This is a genomic window from Rossellomorea pakistanensis (genome assembly GCF_016908495.1).
In the GTDB taxonomy this organism is placed as follows: Bacteria; Bacillota; Bacilli; order Bacillales; family Bacillaceae_B; genus Rossellomorea; species Rossellomorea pakistanensis.
In genome coordinates, this window is the sequence record NZ_JAFBDZ010000002.1 from 12,770 (window position 1) to 30,341 (window position 17,572).

Below are 17,572 nucleotides of genomic sequence, written 5' to 3' on the forward strand. Positions count from 1 at the left end.
TTTCAAAAGATGTTACAATACATGGGGTTAAACTTTTTTTATTAATAGTATGTTTAAGGTATTCGAGGTTGGACAAGTTATTTTGTTTAAGCCTATTAAAAATATAGTAGACATTGCAAAAAGTAGGGAGGAAAAAGAGGGTGAAGAAAAGAATATTAATCCTAATTACTTTGATTGGGGTTACAGCTCTACTCTCAGGTTGTATGGATTATAACAAGCCGATCACTGCTGAGAGTGATGGCTTTTGGAATGAGTATATTGTATATCCACTATCAATGATGATTACGAAGTTTGCAGAGTGGATGGGTGGAAGCTATGGGTTATCGATTATTGTTGTTACCCTTATCATCCGTTTAGCGATCTTACCTTTGATGATTAAGCAGACTAGAAACTCAAAGGCTATGCAAGCTTTACAACCAGAGATGCAAAAGCTGCGTGAAAAATACAAATCGAAAGATGCACAATCTCAACAAAAGCTTCAGCAAGAAACCATGGCATTATTTCAAACTCATGGTGTGAATCCGTTAGCAGGGTGTTTCCCATTATTGATTCAAATGCCGATCTTAATTGGTTTTTATCACGCAATCGTACGTACTCAGGAGATCAAAAATCATAATTTCTTATGGTTTGATCTTGGCAACCCAGATCCGATATACCTTTTACCATTAATTGCTGGTGTAACGACGTTCATTCAGCAAAAAATGATGATGGCAGGAACAGCTAATCAAAATCCACAAATGGCTATGATGCTTTATATTATGCCTGTTATGATTATTATCTTTGCAATTAATTTCCCAGCAGCATTATCTCTATACTGGGTAGTTGGTAACTTATTCATGATTATTCAAACATACTTCATTAAAGGCCCAGAATTAAGGGGACAACCTGCTGTTGGTAAAACAGGGGGAGCTAAAAAGTGAAAGAAGTAACAGCTACTGGTCCATCTATTGAAGAAGCAGTAGAATCAGCATTAGCCCAGCTTAATATTAGAAGAGAACAAGCGGACATACAAATTCTAACTGAAGGTAAAAAAGGTTTATTTGGACTATTTGGTTCTAAGCCAGCTTCTGTCTTGGTGAAAAAAATCATGGATCCAATTGAAGAAGCAAAAAAATTTATTCTTGCTGTTAGTAAAGAGATGGGGATTACGGCAGATATTACGGTGAAACAAGATGGGAAGAATGTTGAATTTCAAATGAGTGGAGACAAAATCGCTCTATTGATTGGAAAAAGAGGACAAACATTGAACTCACTACAATATTTAACCCAGCTTGTAGCGAATCGATTTTCGGATCAATATATCAATATTGTCCTTGATGCCGAAAATTATCGCGAGCGTCGAACTGAAACACTAATGAACCTGGCCATAAGACTAGCTGATAAATCAGTAAGAACAAAACGAAAAGTTTCTTTAGAACCAATGCCTTCTTATGAGCGGAAAGTGATTCATACCGCTTTAGTGAATTCTTCATTAGTAGAAACGGAATCAGAAGGTTCTGAACCGAATCGATATATCGTGATTACGCCTAAATAATTTAGTCATATAATAAGCCTTCAAGTTCATTCAAGAACTTGAAGGCTTATTATTTTTCTTTATTTCATACTTTTTTATTTTTTATTTAGATAAACAGGGCCAATTATAATAAAAGAACCTCCGGATTTCGTTTATTGTTATTCACATGTGGATAAGTTAAAATAAGATAGCTATTTTTTTGTACTGTGGATAAATGACGAATTCTTTAGTATCGATGGAGATTGTGATATTCTATTAATTTAGAGGATTATAACGTCATTAAATTTTATAAATAGATGAGGAAAAAATATAGCACTAAGAGAGGTGATAAAATCATGGAACTTGATACAATAGCTGCCATATCTACTCCAATGGGGGAAGGAGCGATTGCCATTGTACGTTTAAGTGGTGATCATGCTTTTGATATTGCCGATAAAGTATTCAAAGGTATGAAAGGTCAGTCTATTCATGAAGTCCCTTCCCATACGATTCATTATGGCCATATTCAAGAACCTGAAACGGGTCAAGTAGTAGAAGAAGTAATGGTTTCAATCATGAGAGGGCCTAAGACGTTTACGAGGGAGGACATCGTAGAGATCAACTGTCATGGAGGGTTAGTATCGGTAAACAAAGTTTTACAACTTGTTTTAAGAAATGGAGCTCGACTAGCAGAACCAGGAGAGTTTACAAAAAGGGCATTTCTAAATGGACGTATTGACCTTTCACAGGCGGAGGCAGTGATGGATCTTATCCGGGCAAAGACAGATAGGGCTATGAATGTGGCACTTAATCAAATGGAAGGGAGACTTTCCAATCTGATTCGTCGACTGCGTCAAGAAATTCTTGAGGTATTAGCACATGTTGAAGTAAATATAGATTATCCGGAATATGATGATGTCGAGGAAATGACACATGGAATGCTTTTGGATAAATCTACTTATGTACGTAATGAAATTCAGAACCTTCTCCGTACTTCAGAACAAGGGAAGATATTAAGAGAAGGACTTTCTACTGTCATCATCGGAAGACCAAATGTAGGGAAGTCTTCTTTATTAAATAGTTTAGTTCATGAAAATAAAGCGATTGTAACAGATATTCCAGGAACGACAAGAGATGTGATTGAAGAATATGTGAATGTTAGAGGAGTACCTCTACGATTAGTCGATACGGCTGGGATTCGGGAAACGGAAGATATTGTTGAAAGAATCGGAGTGGAGCGTTCACGTCAAGTGTTAAAAGAAGCTGATTTAATTTTACTCGTATTAAATCACGCGGATGAACTGACCCATGAAGATATTCAGTTATTCCAAGCTGTTAAAGGAATGGATGTCATCGTTATAATTAATAAAACAGATTTAGCTAAAAAAATAGATTTAGAAAAAGTCTATCAAGTGGCTGATGAACATAAAATCGTCGCGACTTCACTATTAGAAGAACAAGGAATCGATGAGCTAGAAGAAGCGATATCTTCATTATTCTTTGAAGGCTCAATAGAATCTGGTGATATGACCTATGTCTCGAACAGCCGTCACATCGCACTCCTTCATCAAGCCTTACAAGCTATTGAAGAAGCCATTCAAGGAGTCGAAATGGGAACTCCTATCGATATCGTACAAATCGACTTAACTCGTTCGTGGGAATTACTTGGGGAAATTATCGGTGATAGTGTACATGAAAGTTTAATCGATCAGTTATTTTCACAATTCTGCCTAGGAAAGTAGAAGTATGGATTCAACAAAGATTCTAGGATAGAAAAGGAGGAAAAACATAAAATGCAGCAGTATGAGGCAGGACAATATGATGTGGTTGTTATTGGAGCTGGACATGCAGGTGTAGAAGCGGGACTTGCTTCGGCCCGAATGGGAGCCAAGACCTTGATGGTTACTATAAACTTAGATATGGTTGCTTTTATGCCCTGTAATCCGTCAGTCGGTGGACCTGCAAAAGGAATTGTTGTCCGAGAAATTGACGCATTAGGTGGCGAAATGGGGAAAAATATCGATAAAACCCATATTCAAATGAGAATGCTAAATACAGGAAAGGGCCCTGCAGTACGTGCTTTGAGAGCACAAGCAGATAAATTTTCCTATCAACATGAAATGAAAAACACATTAGAAAAGGAACCTAATTTATCGCTATTACAAGGTATGGTTGAGAGCTTAATTATTGAAGATGGTGAATGTAAAGGGGTTGTAACACAAACAGGAGCAGAATATCGTGCAAAAACGGTTGTAATTACAACAGGGACATTCTTACGTGGGGAAATTATTCTTGGTGATTTGAAATATTCAAGTGGACCTAATAATCAACAACCATCGATTAAACTTTCTGAGCATCTCCAAGAACTCGGATTTGATCTTGTGAGGTTTAAAACAGGTACACCTCCGAGAGTGAAGAGTTCTACTATTGATTATGATAAAACGGAAATACAACCTGGCGATGACGTTCCTAGAGCGTTTAGTTATGAAACGACCCAATATATTACCGACCAATTACCATGTTGGTTAACGTATACGAACGAAGAAACACATAAATTAATTGATGAAAACTTACATCGTTCTCCGATGTATTCAGGAATGATTAAGGGAACAGGACCACGCTATTGCCCATCAATTGAAGATAAAGTGGTACGCTTCCATGATAAACCTAGACATCAGATCTTCCTTGAGCCTGAGGGACGTCATACTCAAGAAGTATATGTACAAGGGCTATCCACAAGTCTTCCTGAGGATGTTCAAAGAAAAATTCTATCAACCGTTCCGGGACTTGAAAACGTCGAAATGATGAGAGCAGGATATGCCATTGAGTATGATGCTATAGTGCCAACACAGTTATGGCCAACGCTTGAAACCAAACGTATTAAGAATCTTTATACAGCTGGTCAAATAAATGGAACATCCGGTTACGAGGAAGCAGCTGGCCAAGGGCTGATGGCTGGGATTAACGCCGCAAGTCGGGCTCTAGGCAAGGAAGAAGTCATTCTAAGCCGGTCAGATGCTTATATTGGTGTCCTTATAGATGATTTAATTACAAAAGGGACAAACGAACCTTATCGATTATTAACATCAAGAGCTGAGTACCGTTTACTTCTCCGTCATGACAATGCCGACTTGCGCCTAACCGATATCGGTCATCGAATTGGACTAATATCAGAAAAGCGTTATGAAAGCTTCAATGAGAAGAAAGATGCCATTGAGAATGAAAAAAAACGACTAAGCTCGATTATTATAAAGCCGAATGAAGAAACCCAAGCTCTTATCCGTGAAGTAGGTGGTAGTGAGTTAAAGGACGGGATTCGTGCAGCAGACTTACTTCGTCGCCCTGAAATGAACTACGAGCATATTAAAAAATTAATTCCGAGTGATGTAGATCTTATATCCGATGTTGAAGAACAAGTCGAGATCCAAATTAAATATGAAGGATATATAGAGAAGTCTCTGCAGCAAGTCGATAAATTGAAAAAGATGGAGACGAAAAAAATCCCTGATAATATTGATTATGATGCCATAAATGGTCTCGCCTCAGAAGCGCGACAAAAATTGAAAGAGGTCCGTCCTCTCTCCCTCGCTCAAGCATCAAGAATATCCGGTGTGAATCCTGCAGATATTTCCATACTACTCGTTTATATTGAACAGGGAAAAATAGCGAAGGTTTCCAGTGAGCAATAACTTTTAATCTTACTTTTATCTTAAAGAATAATAAAGAATATAGTTTTAAATGTTGTCATTGTCGAGTTATTGAGCCTAGTACCGGAGTCTAAGCCAGTCCTTGAAGGGGTAAAAATCCCTTCATAAGTATGCCCTTCAAGAAATAAGCCATGTCACCTAGAAAAGGAATAGGCACCCTTTCTAAGTGACTCGACTTATGCTTGTCATGGGCCACAGGGCATGGCGAACTTAGCCTTTTATCTTCTTATCAAGGTACTTCCGCTTTTCTTATTAGGAAGGATGAAAACATGAATACGGAACAATTTCAAACCATGTTGGACGAGAAAGGAATTGCCCTATCTCCTCAACAAGTTAACCAATTTCAACGCTATTATGAGCTGTTAGTGGAATGGAATAACAAAATGAATTTAACCGCTATAACGGAAAAGGAAGAAGTGTATTTAAAGCATTTCTATGATTCCATTACGGCTGGATTTTATTTGGATTTCTCAAAAACGCTACATATTTGTGATGTAGGGGCTGGAGCTGGCTTCCCAAGTATTCCATTAAAAATTTGTTTCCCTCACATAAAAGTATCGATTGTGGACTCGTTAAACAAAAGGATTACTTTCCTCGAAACATTAGCCAATCAACTAGGACTTAACGGAACACACTTTTATCATGATCGGGCTGAAACGTTTGGAAAAAAACCTGAACATCGTGAACACTATGATCTTGTTACTGCCCGAGCAGTGGCAAGAATGTCAGTTCTTAGCGAACTATGTCTTCCACTCGTAAAAGAAAACGGCTTATTTGTTGCGATGAAAGCAGCAAATGCTAGTGAAGAATTATCCGCAAGTCAGAAAGCGCTTCAAGTATTAGGAGGAAAAATAGAAGAAACCCATTCCTTTACATTGCCTTTTGAGGAAAGTGAGCGCAATATTATTACCATTAGAAAAGTAAAATCAACTCCAAAAAAATACCCAAGAAAACCGGGGACGCCTAACAAGCTACCATTGGAATAACCCAAAGGGTAATGGTATTGACGTGGGTCACGGCTATGATGCAAAAGGAAATGACAAATGCAGTTGCTGATCCTTAAAGGATTCCAGTATTAAATTGTCAAAGTGTTGCAGGAACTTGTCAAATGATAGAGAATAGTAAATAAGGGAGTTTCTTAAAGGTGGTGTAGGAAGATGAAGCATCCATTCTCTCGTTTTTTTGGCCTAGGTGAAAAAGAACAGGAAATGGAAATGGAAATGGAAGAGGAATCGATTACAACTGAAGAGAGAGACGAAGTAAAGAATATTCCTATCTCCCAAATTGTACCGAATCGCTTTCAGCCAAGAACCATTTTCAACGAAGAGAAAATAGATGAGTTATCAAGAACAATTCACACTCACGGGATCATTCAACCGATCGTTGTACGTGAATTTGAAAACAATCAATTTGAGATTATCGCTGGTGAGCGTAGGTGGAGAGCGGTTCAAAAGCTAGAATGGGAAACCGTTCCTGCGATTGTGAAGAATTTAAACGATACAGAAACAGCTTCTGTTGCTTTAATTGAAAACTTGCAAAGAGAAGAGTTATCTCCTATAGAAGAGGCAATGGCTTATGGAAAATTACTAGAACTCCATGATTTAACCCAAGAGGCATTAGCTCAACGACTAGGAAAAGGTCAATCTACCGTTGCGAATAAGCTTCGCCTTTTGAAACTGCCGGAAGAAATCCAAGAAGCTCTTCTTTCAAAGAATTTAACTGAAAGACATGCACGGGCTCTTATCCCATTAAAGAATCCTGAAAAACAAATTCTATTAATGCAGGAAGTTATCGAAAAGAGTTTAAATGTAAAACAAACTGAAGATCGGGTTGTAAAAATGCTTGATCAAAGTGAAACGAAACCGAAACCGAAAAGGCGAGCATTCAGTAAGGATATGAGAATTGCTGTCAATACAATACGACAGTCCTTATCAATGGTTTCGGATAGCGGGATAAATTTAGACTCTGAAGAAGAAGAACACGAAGAGTTTTATCAATTTACCATTCGTATTCCGAAGAAAAAATCATAGATATAGCATACAAGTGAGGAGCTAAGTATAGTTTCTCACTTTTTCTATGAATCTAGGAAACAACGTATATAAATAATTGGAAGCGGAATTTTTTGAATTAATTGAGAAACCAATCCATATTTTTGATAAAATAAAAGAATACGTGATTATGTATATATTTTTTAGGAAGTCAAAGGGAAGGTGACAACCTTGGGCAAAATTATTGCCATTGCCAACCAAAAAGGTGGTGTTGGTAAGACAACGACCTCAGTCAATTTAGGGGCTTGTTTAGCTTACATAGGAAAGAAAGTCTTACTTGTTGATATTGACCCTCAGGGAAACGCGACAAGCGGTATTGGAATAGAAAAAGGTGACGTTCAGCATTGTATATACGATGTATTAGTTGATGATGTAGATGTAAAAGAGACCATTAAGCCAACAACCGTTGAAAATTTATCCGCAGTACCAGCGACCATCTCACTTGCAGGTGCTGAAATTGAATTAGTTCCTACCATTTCACGGGAAGTTCGGCTGAAAAGAGCATTAGAGAAAGTAAAAGAAGAGTACGATTATATTGTTATTGATTGCCCTCCTTCACTCGGGTTATTAACCATCAATGCTCTAACAGCTTCAGACGTTGTCATCATCCCCGTTCAATGTGAATACTACGCATTAGAAGGACTTAGTCAATTACTTAGTACAGTACGCTTAGTACAAAAACATTTAAATCATGAACTAATGATAGATGGCGTTCTATTGACCATGTTAGATGCAAGAACAAATCTAGGAATACAAGTTATTGAAGAAGTTAAAAAATATTTTCAAGATAAAGTATATCGAACGATTATTCCTCGAAATGTTCGCCTTAGTGAAGCTCCAAGTCATGGGGAACCTATCATTATTTATGATGCAAAATCAAGAGGTGCAGAAGTATATTTAGACTTGGCAAAGGAAGTGGTGGCGAATGCCTAAAGGTTTAGGAAAAGGGATCAACGCATTATTTGCCAATGTGGACCCAACGAACGAAGAAGCTGTAAGAGAAATGAAGATAAAGGAATTACGTCCTAATCCCTATCAACCTCGAAAAATCTTTGAACCTGAAGCTATTGAAGAGTTGAGAGATTCCATTCTAGAGCATGGAATCCTACAGCCTCTTATTGTTCGTAAAAGCATCAAGGGTTTTGAAATTGTTGTGGGAGAACGCCGCTATAGAGCAGCAAAAGCCGCTAAGTTAGAGAAAGTTCCTGTAGTAGTAAGAGAACTTAATGATCAACAGATGATGGAATTGGCAGTATTAGAGAATTTACAACGTGAGGATTTAACTCCTATTGAAGAAGGTATAGCCTATCAAATGCTCATGGAGAAATTAAACCTTACACAAGAAGAGCTGGCTAAAAGATTAGGGAAAAGTCGCCCTCATATTGCAAACCATGTTCGATTGCTATCTCTACCAGACCAAATTCAGCAATTCATTTCAGATGGAAAAATCACAATGGGGCATGGAAGAGCTCTCTTAGGATTACGAAAAAAAGAGAAGATTCAATCTGTAATTGAAAAAGTCATTAATGAGTCACTTAATGTAAGACAACTAGAAAAATTGATTCATGATATTAATGAAAATGTTCCACGTGAAACAAAGAAGCCCAAAGAAAAAGACATATTTATTAAAGAACAAGAGTCAATTTTAAGGGAAAGATTTGGTACAACGGTAACAATCAAACAATCCAAGAAAAAAGGAAAAATTGAATTGGAATTTTTCTCAAAAGAAGATTTAGATCGAATCTTAGATTTATTAGGAAAGATGAACGACTGACCACCTAGGCATTAGGTGGTTATTTTAATTGTTGATTAAAAAAATCTATGAAAATTAGAAAAATAGTGGTATTTTTGAAAGAAATAATATTTCGATATTCGAAAAAAGGGGAAACTTATGGTACTGTTAGGCACACTAGTGAACGGAGTATGTATTATAATTGGCACCTTGATAGGTATACTCCTCCATCGCATTCCTGAAAATATGAAGACGACTGTTATGAAGGCCATTGGTTTAGCTGTCATGGTGTTAGGGCTGCAAATGGGCTTAAAAAGTGAGAACTTCTTAATTGTCATTATAAGTTTAGTATTAGGAGCCGTATTGGGAGAATGGATGAAACTCGAAGACCGCTTAAATGCATTAGGAGCCTGGATTGAGAAAAAAGTAGGATCTAAAGGTGATGCAAGTATTTCACAAGGATTCGTTACAGCAACGTTAATCTTTGTCATCGGAGCAATGTCTGTAATTGGTGCTTTGGATAGTGGAATCAGAGGGGATCATGATGTTTTATATACCAAGTCAATCATTGATGGCTTTACCTCCCTTATCCTAACGACTACCTTAGGGGTCGGTGTTATGTTTTCTGCTATTCCCGTAGTGCTTTACCAAGGAGGCATTGCCCTATTTGCTACACAAATCAATCAATGGGTTCCGCAGGTAGTAATGGATTCTTTTATCGCAGAAATGACGGCTGCAGGAGGAATTATGATATTTGCCATTGGTTTAAACCTAACCGGTATTACTAAGATTCGAGTGGCTAATTTACTCCCAGGAGTCCTTGTGGTAGCAGTGATTGTATCCTTACTATTTGCTTATCAGAATATCTTTTAAAGAAAAAGACTGTTTTTTAAAAGATTGTTGTTTTTTGAGTACACAAATTTTGTAAAAAGGTTGATTGAAGCGGAAGGTGCGAGACTCATGTGGGAGAAGCGGGACAGGTGAGAGACTCCGCAGTAGCAAGGCGATGAGGATGCTCACCGCCCACCCCGCGGAAAGCAAGCATCCTTTCGCTGATACCAACTAACTCTTTTTCAAATATGTTTTCGAAAACGGCCAAAGAAAAAGACTGTCCCAGATTAGGTGTAATAACTCCAACATTATCTATAGAAAAAACTTCGAAATTTTTTCTATATAGGAAAAATAATGTGGAGCTGACCCCCTTATGGACAGCTTTTTTCTATGGAATATGCTTTTGTTCGCGCTCTAAATTTATGAGCGAGTACTTACGTTGATAGGCATGGGATGAATAAATAATTGCTTCGGAAATAATTTTTGCCATTTTCATAACGATATTCAATCTCGTATTTTGTAGAACAAAAAACTCCATAAATCCGCTTACATTTACAATTCCTGTTATATGCATATCCCCTACCTCAGGAAGTTCTTTATTGACTCCTGCCCCAGGCTTTACTGGTCCCGTATCCATATGGATTGAGCCTACGCTTTTTAATCTTCCTAAGCATGCATCGATGCCGATAATAAAGGGATTGTTAAAAGTATGATTAATTTCTTCTATTTTTTCTTCCAAATTTACAGCATGCACAGGATCATCCAGTGTTCCATAAATCGGAAAGGAAAAGCTCTTTTTTTCTTCTAAAAAGGTACCTATGAGTGGTCCGAGGGAATCGCCTGTAGAACGGTCTGTCCCAATACAAACAATCACAATAGGTCTATGTTGTTCAGGAAGCATGTTCACAAGTTGAGCTGATAGCAGTATCGATGCCCGATCTTCATTATGTTGAATTCTAAATGGTTCTGGTTTTCTTTCAAATAGACCTTTTTTTAGATTCATCCATGCCACTCCTTTATAATGGTAGTAACAGTATACGGAAAATTTAGAATTTCTATACTTAAATCAAGCGTATTTCTATAAAAATTCGATTGATAAAAGATGTGTATTAAAGTTTGGAAGTGCTTGGATATGAGAATGTATTAGCTTTACAGTTCTGGTACCTATCATTTAAGGTCTAATCAGCGAAAATACCCATTATTCCTAACTTGTCATATACTATGCTATTTTTCTTAACTTTTTTGAACGGTTGGGTTTTTTCTACTCTTTTGAAGGGAAACTTGGTAAAATAGAATTTAATTTTGGCAAACACAAACATGCTGAACAGGTAAAGAAGAGCATAGGTTAGCCTGGTCTCTTCTTATTGAATAATGTCTAGACAGTATTTATCTTATGATAATAAGGAGTAAAATAGATGGTGGAGAAATTAGAGAAAACTGAAACTTTGAAAAAAATAGAAGAGAGTAAGACCTTTCAAAAATTAATCAGTGATGAGTTATGGATATCCATTGGAGAAACGAGTATAAAGATTATCGCTATTATTATTCTGACAATGCTAGCTACTAAGATAGGAAGAACAGCTATTCAAAATATTTTCAAAGCTCGATCGCGTTCTCCTTTAAGAATCTCAGAAAGAAGAGAAGCAACCCTATTAAAGCTCCTTCAAAACGTCCTAACTTACGTCGTTTATTTTATTTCTTTTATGACAATCCTCTCCACTTTGGACATCGATGTAAAAGGATTAATTGCGGGTGCAGGAATTGTTGGCTTGGCTGTAGGATTTGGAGCACAGAATTTAGTACGGGATATCATTACAGGGTTTTTTATTATATTTGAAGATCAATTTTCTGTTGGTGATTATGTGAGAATCGGTAATGCTGAAGGGACGGTTGAAGAAATCGGCTTAAGGACAACGAAGATTTTAAGCTGGACGGGTGAACTTCATATATTCCCAAATGGAAATATAACGGAAGTGACGAATTTCTCTATCCATAACAGTATTGCCGTCGTTGATGTTAGTATTGCTTACGAAGAAAATATAGAACAAGCTGAAAAAGTGATTGAAGAATTGATCCTCAAGCTTCCTCAGAAATATGAGGAACTTGTGAATCCACCTGAATTACTTGGGATTCAGACCTTCGGGGCTTCAGATGTTGTCTTAAGGATTGTAGCCGAAACAGTACCGATGAAGCATTGGTATATAGCGAGAATGATCAGAAAAGAATTAAAAGCTTGTTTAGATGAAAATGGGATTGAAATACCATTCCCTCGTCTAGTCATGTATTCGCGTAATCAAGAAGAACCGTCAAATGGACAAGAAATGAAGAAAAGTCAAGCAAAAGGTGAATAGGAGGAGTCGCTTTATGGAGCAAAAAACATTTAATATACATGATATCGTTGAAATGAAAAAACCACATCCATGTGGAGTCAATCGTTGGAAAATCATCAGACTAGGGATGGATATCCGCATAAAATGCGAAGGCTGTGCTCACAGCGTCCTTCTACCAAGAAAAGAATTTAGTAGAAAAGTAAAGAAAATACTTGAACATGGAGAGAGCTAATCCTCTTGACTATACGAGTATGGAGAAAGAATGACTCCACTTGTATGGTCTTTTTATTTAAACTTGTACCCTTGTGTTTTCCTTAGCTAAAATCTATAATTGTGAAAGGTTTAAAATACTACTAGAATAATGTACGTAGTGAAAATAGATAGGATATGAAGAAGAGGAGTGACGGATATGGCTTTAACAGCTGGAATTGTTGGATTGCCGAATGTGGGAAAATCCACTCTTTTTAATGCCATTACAAAAGCAGGAGCAGAATCTGCCAACTACCCATTCTGTACAATCGATCCGAATGTTGGAATTGTGGAAGTGCCAGACTATCGTTTAGATAAATTAACAGAACTTGTTGAACCGAAGAAAACGGTACCAACTACATTTGAATTTACTGATATAGCAGGAATTGTAAAAGGAGCAAGTAAGGGTGAAGGGTTAGGAAACAAATTCTTATCCCATATTCGCCAAGTCGATGCGATTTGCCAAGTGGTCCGCTGCTTTGCTGATGATAATATTACCCATGTTTCTGGAAAAGTAGATCCTATTGATGATATTGAAACAATCAATCTTGAGCTTATTTTGGCTGATTTAGAATCAGTAGATAAACGAATTAGCCGTGTTGAAAAAATGGCTAAACAAAAAGATAAAGAAGCTATGTATGAGTATGAAATTTTAGTGAAGTTAAAAGATGCTTTTGAAAATGACAAGCCGGCACGTACAGTTGAATTTACGGATGAACAAATGAAGGTTGTCAAGGGTCTTCATTTGTTAACCATTAAACCGGTTCTGTATGTAGCGAATGTTGGAGAAGACGATATTGTTGATCCATCAGAGAATGAATACGTTCAAAAGGTCCGTAAGTTTGCTGAGTCCGATAATGCTGAAGTGATTGTCGTTTGTGCCAAAATAGAATCTGAGATTGCTGAGCTTGATGATGAAGAAAAGGCTATGTTCCTTCAAGAGCTAGGAATTGAGGAATCAGGTCTTGATCAATTAATTCGTGCTGCCTATCATCTCCTTGGCCTTGCCACTTATTTCACTGCAGGAGTTCAAGAAGTTCGCGCATGGACATTCAGAAAAGGAATGAAAGCACCTCAATGTGCAGGTGTGATCCATACCGATTTTGAAAAAGGATTTATACGAGCGGAGACCGTTTCTTACGATGATTTAGTGGCTGCCAATACAATGACCGCTGCTAAAGAAGCTGGGAAAGTTCGTTTAGAAGGAAAAGAATATATTGTTCAAGATGGAGATGTCATTCATTTCCGCTTTAACGTTTAATCTATTGAGCCTACTCTTTTTTGGAGTAGGTTTTTTTGTGCGATGGTTTCTGTAGTAATTTGTCGAATGACCGATAAAAGTCGTTATACCGTTTAATCGCCTAGTTTAGTTGAATTTTTTTCAAAACGAACATTATATTTCAAGGATTCTAGGACTGTATTGCATAAGCTTGCCCAATATGATATAATTCTAACTTGTGAGTAATGAAAGCATTGCTCCTTGCTCTATTTCACAATAGAGCCGCACAGACCATAAGGAGGTGAAAAAGATGAAAAAGTACGAATTAATGTACATTATCCGCCCAAACATTGACGATGAGTCAAAGAAAGCTGTTGTTGAGCGTTTCGCTAATGTTCTTACAACAAACGGAGCGGAGATCATCGAATCTAAAGAGTGGGGTAAACGTCGTTTAGCGTATGAAATTAACGATTTCCGTGATGGTTTCTACCAACTAGTAAACGTTAAATCTGCGACTGAAGCTATTAACGAATTCGATCGTTTAGCGAAAATCAGCGATGATATTATCCGTCACATCGTAATCAAAGAAGAAGAAAAATAATCGTAAGCATAAACGCTTCTTGATATGTTCCACGTGAAACATGCCAGAACGAAAGGGTTGATTCTGATGATGAACCGAGTAATATTAGTAGGTCGTTTAACAAAGGACCCTGAGTTAAAATATACTCCAAATGGAGTTCCTGTGGCTACGTTTACTCTTGCTGTTAATCGTACGTTTACGAATCAACAAGGTGAACGAGAAGCGGACTTTATTAATTGCGTTGTATGGCGTCGCCCTGCTGAAAATGTTGCAAACTTCCTTAAAAAAGGAAGCTTGGCTGGAGTGGATGGACGTATTCAAACACGTAACTTCGAAGGTCAAGATGGTCGTCGAGTCTTTATGACAGAGGTTGTAGCGGAGAGTGTTCAATTCCTTGAGCCTAAGAACGCTAATAACCAAGGCGAACGTGGCAGCTATGGCGGTGGTCAACCACAACAAGATTATTCATTTAATCAGAATCAGCGCAATAATAATAACAATAACAACAGACAGAACTATACACGTGTAGATGAAGATCCATTTGCTAATGATGGTAAGCCAATCGACATTTCAGATGACGATCTTCCATTCTAAACGAAATATAATTTGAAATATATTAGTTAGGAGGCGAATCTATTATGGCAGGACGCAGAGGCGGACGTAGACGTCGTAAGGTGTGTTTCTTCACTTCAAACGGAATTACACACATCGATTACAAAGACGTAGATCTACTGAAAAAATTTATCTCTGAGCGCGGAAAAATCCTTCCACGTCGTGTGACAGGAACAAGCGCGAAGTACCAACGTAGATTAACTCGTGCAATCAAACGTGCACGTACAATGGCATTATTACCATACGTAACTGGTGAATAATCAATATTAAAAAGGCTGTCCATTTTTGGACAGTCTTTTTCTGTTTTTAAAAATCCTAAACCCTTTCAAATATGAAATGCTCTCCTACCACCCTAAAGCTTGTTTGATGATTATTTATTAAAGTGATTAAAATCCTTCTGTTCTCAAATTTGGTTTATTAGTCCATTCGAATTACTTTATCTGATTTTCCTAAGAAAATATTCCTGTATAATTACTCGAAACTCCTAAAAGAAATAAGAATTTTGTCGAAATTAACAATATGCACAGAAATTATTGCATCGGAGGTACAACAAAAGGTGAAGGGTTTAAATAAAATTAAAGGGTTCCTATCATTTCGATCTATTAAGGCAAAACTGATTCTTATTTTCTCTCTATTAATTTTCTTATCATTTGCAATTGTCATTGCCATTACAAGTTGGCAAACGAGAGAAAAGTTGGAGAAGAATGTCATTTCTCAAACTGAGGGGATGGTTATGGAGTTAAACAACTCTGTACAGCTCTTTCTTGGCCAATATGAGAAAAGTTTAGAACAATTCACATTTTCGGATTCACTAAAAAATTTAGCGAAAGTGCAAGGAGGAATGCTTGAAACTAAGGAAAAAACAGAGGTTTTTGCCAGCACTCAAGCGGATTTTAATAATTATTTAGGGCTGTATGCTGAGGCAGCGTCGCTTTATTTGGCTACTCCAAATAAAGAATTGAAGATTGTTCCCTATACTAGCCTTCCTGCAGACTTCGATCCAACTAGTAGGGCGTGGTATGAAAAAGCACTAGAAACAAAGGTTGAGGTTGTTTGGAGTGATCCTTATATTGATGAAGCAACCAATGAATACATTATTACCGCATCTAAAGCTGTTCTTACAGAAGGAGAAGTCGTAGGGGTTCTCGGTGTAGATATCAATTTAACGAAATTAACAGAAAGAATTGCAAAGATGGATATAGGGTATAAAGGTTATCCTTTCGTATTGTCATCTAATGGATCTGCTATTGTTCATCCTTCTAAAAGGGGTGAAAATCTATCATCTCTAAGTTTTATTAAGAACATGCTTGAAAGCAAAAATAAGACAGGATCTGTTCACTATCAATTAGAAGGTGAAGATAAACTTCTTGTATACGATACCGTTCCAAAAACAAACTGGAAAATTGGCGCATCCTATGGGAAGGATGCTTTAGTACAAACCTCAAAAGAGATTGAGATGACATTATGGATATCAGCTATTGGGACGTTAATTCTTTCCATTGTTGTGGTCATTTTAGTGGCTCGAGGCATAACCAAACCAATATTACAACTTAAAAAAACAGTAAGTTCAATGGCAGATGGTGATTTTTCCACCAATACATCTATTCTATCAAAGGATGAAATTGGCGAGCTTGGACAGGATTTTAATAAAATGATGGAAAGTATGAGGACGACTCTCATAACGGTTAATCAATCTGTTTTTAATGTTCGGGAATCTGCAGAAAGTCTAAGTGCTATTTCCGAAGAAACAAACGCTTCAAGTGAGGAAATGGCAAGTGCTGTCTCAGAAATTGCCAACGGTGCCTCCCAATCGGCTGCTGATGCAGACACTGCAAATCAACAATCAATGGATTTAAGTAATCAAATAAACCAGGTTTCGGATCAGGCAAAGGGAATGTCTTCTATAGCGGAAAAAGCAGACGAAGTAAACCAAACAGGGATCGTTCAAATGAAGAAGCTACAAGAGTCTTATGCCTCTTCAAAACAGTTTATTTCATCAATGGAAGAGGTTGTCCTAAGTCTTGAAGATAAAGTGAAGAAAATTGAATCGGTTATGGAGACGATAACCGATATTTCCTCCCAAACCAATTTATTAGCTTTGAATGCGAGTATTGAAGCGGCAAGAGCTGGAGAACATGGCAAGGGATTTGCGGTCGTGGCTGAAGAAGTTAGAAAGCTTGCCGAACAATCAGTCCAAGCAACGGATGAAGTGAAGAAGACGATAACAGACATTCAAACCGGCTCCAAGCAAGCAGTAAATGAAATGTTCCACACGAAAGAAACATTTCAGGAACAATTTATAGTCGTAGAAGAAACGAATTCAATTTTTCAACAAATCTCAGGGTTGATGAAACAGATGCAGGAAGCCATTGTTTCCATATATCATGAAGTCCAATCTGTCTCAACAAACAAGGATGAAGTATTAAACATCATTCAAACGATGGCTTCAACGGCTGAACAAACAGCAGCAGCCTGTGAAGAAGTTAGTGCTTCTACTGATGAACAACTGCATTCTATTCAAGGCGTTACAGACGCAGCAGAGCGCTTAACAGAACTCAGCCAATCCCTGCAAAATGCGATAGAACAATTTAAAATTGATTAAGAATCAGGAAAGCAGTCCTAAAAAAGGTTTCATAAATAAGCCTTTTGGGGACTGCTTTCTTTGTTGTTAAGGTTTTTCTTTTGTTCTTGGACGAATGAAGCCCTGAAGAAACAAAAAGTTCGAAATGAGGACCTCAAAGAAGTCGAATGGAGCCCTGAAAAAGCAAAAAG

At 37.4% G+C, this 17,572-nt stretch carries 17 protein-coding genes; 16 read left to right on the forward strand and 1 reads right to left on the reverse strand.

What is annotated here, in order from left to right; genetic code table 11:
• The first annotated feature begins 140 nt into the window (after positions 1-140).
• The 9 genes from spoIIIJ (at position 141) to JOC86_RS07900 (ending at position 9,852) form a co-directional block, all read left to right on the forward strand.
• Positions 141-920: a YidC family membrane integrase SpoIIIJ gene (spoIIIJ, locus tag JOC86_RS07860; protein WP_205170285.1), complete on the forward strand. Its 780-nt coding sequence runs from the start codon at positions 141-143 to the stop codon at positions 918-920.
• Positions 917-1,534, forward strand: coding sequence for an RNA-binding cell elongation regulator Jag/EloR (jag, locus tag JOC86_RS07865; protein WP_205170287.1), 618 nt, complete (start codon positions 917-919; stop codon positions 1,532-1,534). The genes spoIIIJ and jag overlap by 4 nt, the downstream gene beginning before the upstream one ends.
• 314 nt (positions 1,535-1,848) lie before the next feature.
• A complete protein-coding gene (mnmE, locus tag JOC86_RS07870) occupies positions 1,849-3,234 on the forward strand; it encodes a tRNA uridine-5-carboxymethylaminomethyl(34) synthesis GTPase MnmE (RefSeq protein WP_205170289.1) in 1,386 nt (461 codons plus the stop codon).
• Between the two features lie 51 nt (positions 3,235-3,285).
• Positions 3,286-5,181: a tRNA uridine-5-carboxymethylaminomethyl(34) synthesis enzyme MnmG gene (gene mnmG / locus JOC86_RS07875; protein WP_205170291.1), complete on the forward strand. Its 1,896-nt coding sequence runs from the start codon at positions 3,286-3,288 to the stop codon at positions 5,179-5,181.
• Between the two features lie 287 nt (positions 5,182-5,468).
• Positions 5,469-6,185, forward strand: coding sequence for a 16S rRNA (guanine(527)-N(7))-methyltransferase RsmG (rsmG, locus tag JOC86_RS07880; protein WP_205170293.1), 717 nt, complete (start codon positions 5,469-5,471; stop codon positions 6,183-6,185).
• Positions 6,186-6,356: 171 nt separating this feature from the next.
• Positions 6,357-7,229, forward strand: coding sequence for a nucleoid occlusion protein (gene noc / locus JOC86_RS07885; RefSeq protein WP_205170297.1), 873 nt, complete (start codon positions 6,357-6,359; stop codon positions 7,227-7,229).
• Between the two features lie 189 nt (positions 7,230-7,418).
• Positions 7,419-8,180 carry a ParA family protein gene (locus JOC86_RS07890; RefSeq protein ID WP_205170300.1) on the forward strand — a complete coding sequence of 254 codons (762 nt, stop codon included), beginning with the start codon at positions 7,419-7,421 and terminating at the stop codon, positions 8,178-8,180.
• Positions 8,173-9,021: a ParB/RepB/Spo0J family partition protein gene (locus tag JOC86_RS07895; RefSeq protein WP_205170303.1), complete on the forward strand. Its 849-nt coding sequence runs from the start codon at positions 8,173-8,175 to the stop codon at positions 9,019-9,021. The genes JOC86_RS07890 and JOC86_RS07895 overlap by 8 nt, the downstream gene beginning before the upstream one ends.
• A 117-nt stretch (positions 9,022-9,138) precedes the next feature.
• Entirely contained in the window at positions 9,139-9,852 is a 714-nt protein-coding gene (locus JOC86_RS07900; protein ID WP_205170305.1) for a DUF554 domain-containing protein, read from the forward strand.
• 346 nt (positions 9,853-10,198) lie between these two features.
• Here the strand turns inward: JOC86_RS07900 and yyaC are convergent, their stop codons facing one another.
• Positions 10,199-10,813 carry a spore protease YyaC gene (gene yyaC, locus JOC86_RS07905; RefSeq protein WP_205170308.1) on the reverse strand — a complete coding sequence of 205 codons (615 nt, stop codon included), beginning with the start codon at positions 10,811-10,813 and terminating at the stop codon, positions 10,199-10,201.
• Positions 10,814-11,225: 412 nt separating this feature from the next.
• Between yyaC and JOC86_RS07910 the strand changes: the two genes are divergently transcribed.
• From JOC86_RS07910 to JOC86_RS25380, 7 genes are all read left to right on the forward strand, one after another.
• Entirely contained in the window at positions 11,226-12,161 is a 936-nt protein-coding gene (locus JOC86_RS07910; protein WP_205170311.1) for a mechanosensitive ion channel family protein, read from the forward strand.
• Between the two features lie 13 nt (positions 12,162-12,174).
• Positions 12,175-12,372 carry a DUF951 domain-containing protein gene (locus tag JOC86_RS07915; RefSeq protein WP_205170314.1) on the forward strand — a complete coding sequence of 66 codons (198 nt, stop codon included), beginning with the start codon at positions 12,175-12,177 and terminating at the stop codon, positions 12,370-12,372.
• Positions 12,373-12,549: 177 nt separating this feature from the next.
• Positions 12,550-13,650, forward strand: coding sequence for a redox-regulated ATPase YchF (gene ychF / locus JOC86_RS07920; RefSeq protein ID WP_205170317.1), 1,101 nt, complete (start codon positions 12,550-12,552; stop codon positions 13,648-13,650).
• A gap of 268 nt (positions 13,651-13,918) precedes the next feature.
• Positions 13,919-14,209 carry a 30S ribosomal protein S6 gene (gene rpsF / locus JOC86_RS07925; protein ID WP_205170320.1) on the forward strand — a complete coding sequence of 97 codons (291 nt, stop codon included), beginning with the start codon at positions 13,919-13,921 and terminating at the stop codon, positions 14,207-14,209.
• Positions 14,210-14,275: 66 nt separating this feature from the next.
• Entirely contained in the window at positions 14,276-14,782 is a 507-nt protein-coding gene (gene ssb / locus JOC86_RS07930) for a single-stranded DNA-binding protein (RefSeq protein ID WP_205170323.1), read from the forward strand.
• A gap of 41 nt (positions 14,783-14,823) precedes the next feature.
• A complete protein-coding gene (gene rpsR, locus JOC86_RS07935) occupies positions 14,824-15,060 on the forward strand; it encodes a 30S ribosomal protein S18 (protein ID WP_205173447.1) in 237 nt (78 codons plus the stop codon).
• 296 nt (positions 15,061-15,356) lie between these two features.
• Positions 15,357-17,402, forward strand: a complete 2,046-nt coding sequence (locus JOC86_RS25380; RefSeq protein WP_205170326.1) for a methyl-accepting chemotaxis protein — start codon at positions 15,357-15,359, stop codon at positions 17,400-17,402.
• Positions 17,403-17,572 lie beyond the last annotated feature (170 nt).

Coding starts and splice junctions, on each gene's coding strand:
- mnmE (WP_205170289.1), top strand. CDS start 1,849: ATGGAACTTGATACAATAGCTGCCATATCTACTCCAATGGGGGAAGGA.
- mnmG (WP_205170291.1), top strand. CDS start 3,286: ATGCAGCAGTATGAGGCAGGACAATATGATGTGGTTGTTATTGGAGCT.
- rsmG (WP_205170293.1), top strand. CDS start 5,469: ATGAATACGGAACAATTTCAAACCATGTTGGACGAGAAAGGAATTGCC.
- noc (WP_205170297.1), top strand. CDS start 6,357: ATGAAGCATCCATTCTCTCGTTTTTTTGGCCTAGGTGAAAAAGAACAG.
- JOC86_RS07895 (WP_205170303.1), top strand. CDS start 8,173: ATGCCTAAAGGTTTAGGAAAAGGGATCAACGCATTATTTGCCAATGTG.
- JOC86_RS07900 (WP_205170305.1), top strand. CDS start 9,139: ATGGTACTGTTAGGCACACTAGTGAACGGAGTATGTATTATAATTGGC.
- yyaC (WP_205170308.1), bottom strand. CDS start 10,813: ATGAATCTAAAAAAAGGTCTATTTGAAAGAAAACCAGAACCATTTAGA.
- JOC86_RS07910 (WP_205170311.1), top strand. CDS start 11,226: ATGGTGGAGAAATTAGAGAAAACTGAAACTTTGAAAAAAATAGAAGAG.
- JOC86_RS07915 (WP_205170314.1), top strand. CDS start 12,175: ATGGAGCAAAAAACATTTAATATACATGATATCGTTGAAATGAAAAAA.
- ychF (WP_205170317.1), top strand. CDS start 12,550: ATGGCTTTAACAGCTGGAATTGTTGGATTGCCGAATGTGGGAAAATCC.
- rpsF (WP_205170320.1), top strand. CDS start 13,919: ATGAAAAAGTACGAATTAATGTACATTATCCGCCCAAACATTGACGAT.
- ssb (WP_205170323.1), top strand. CDS start 14,276: ATGATGAACCGAGTAATATTAGTAGGTCGTTTAACAAAGGACCCTGAG.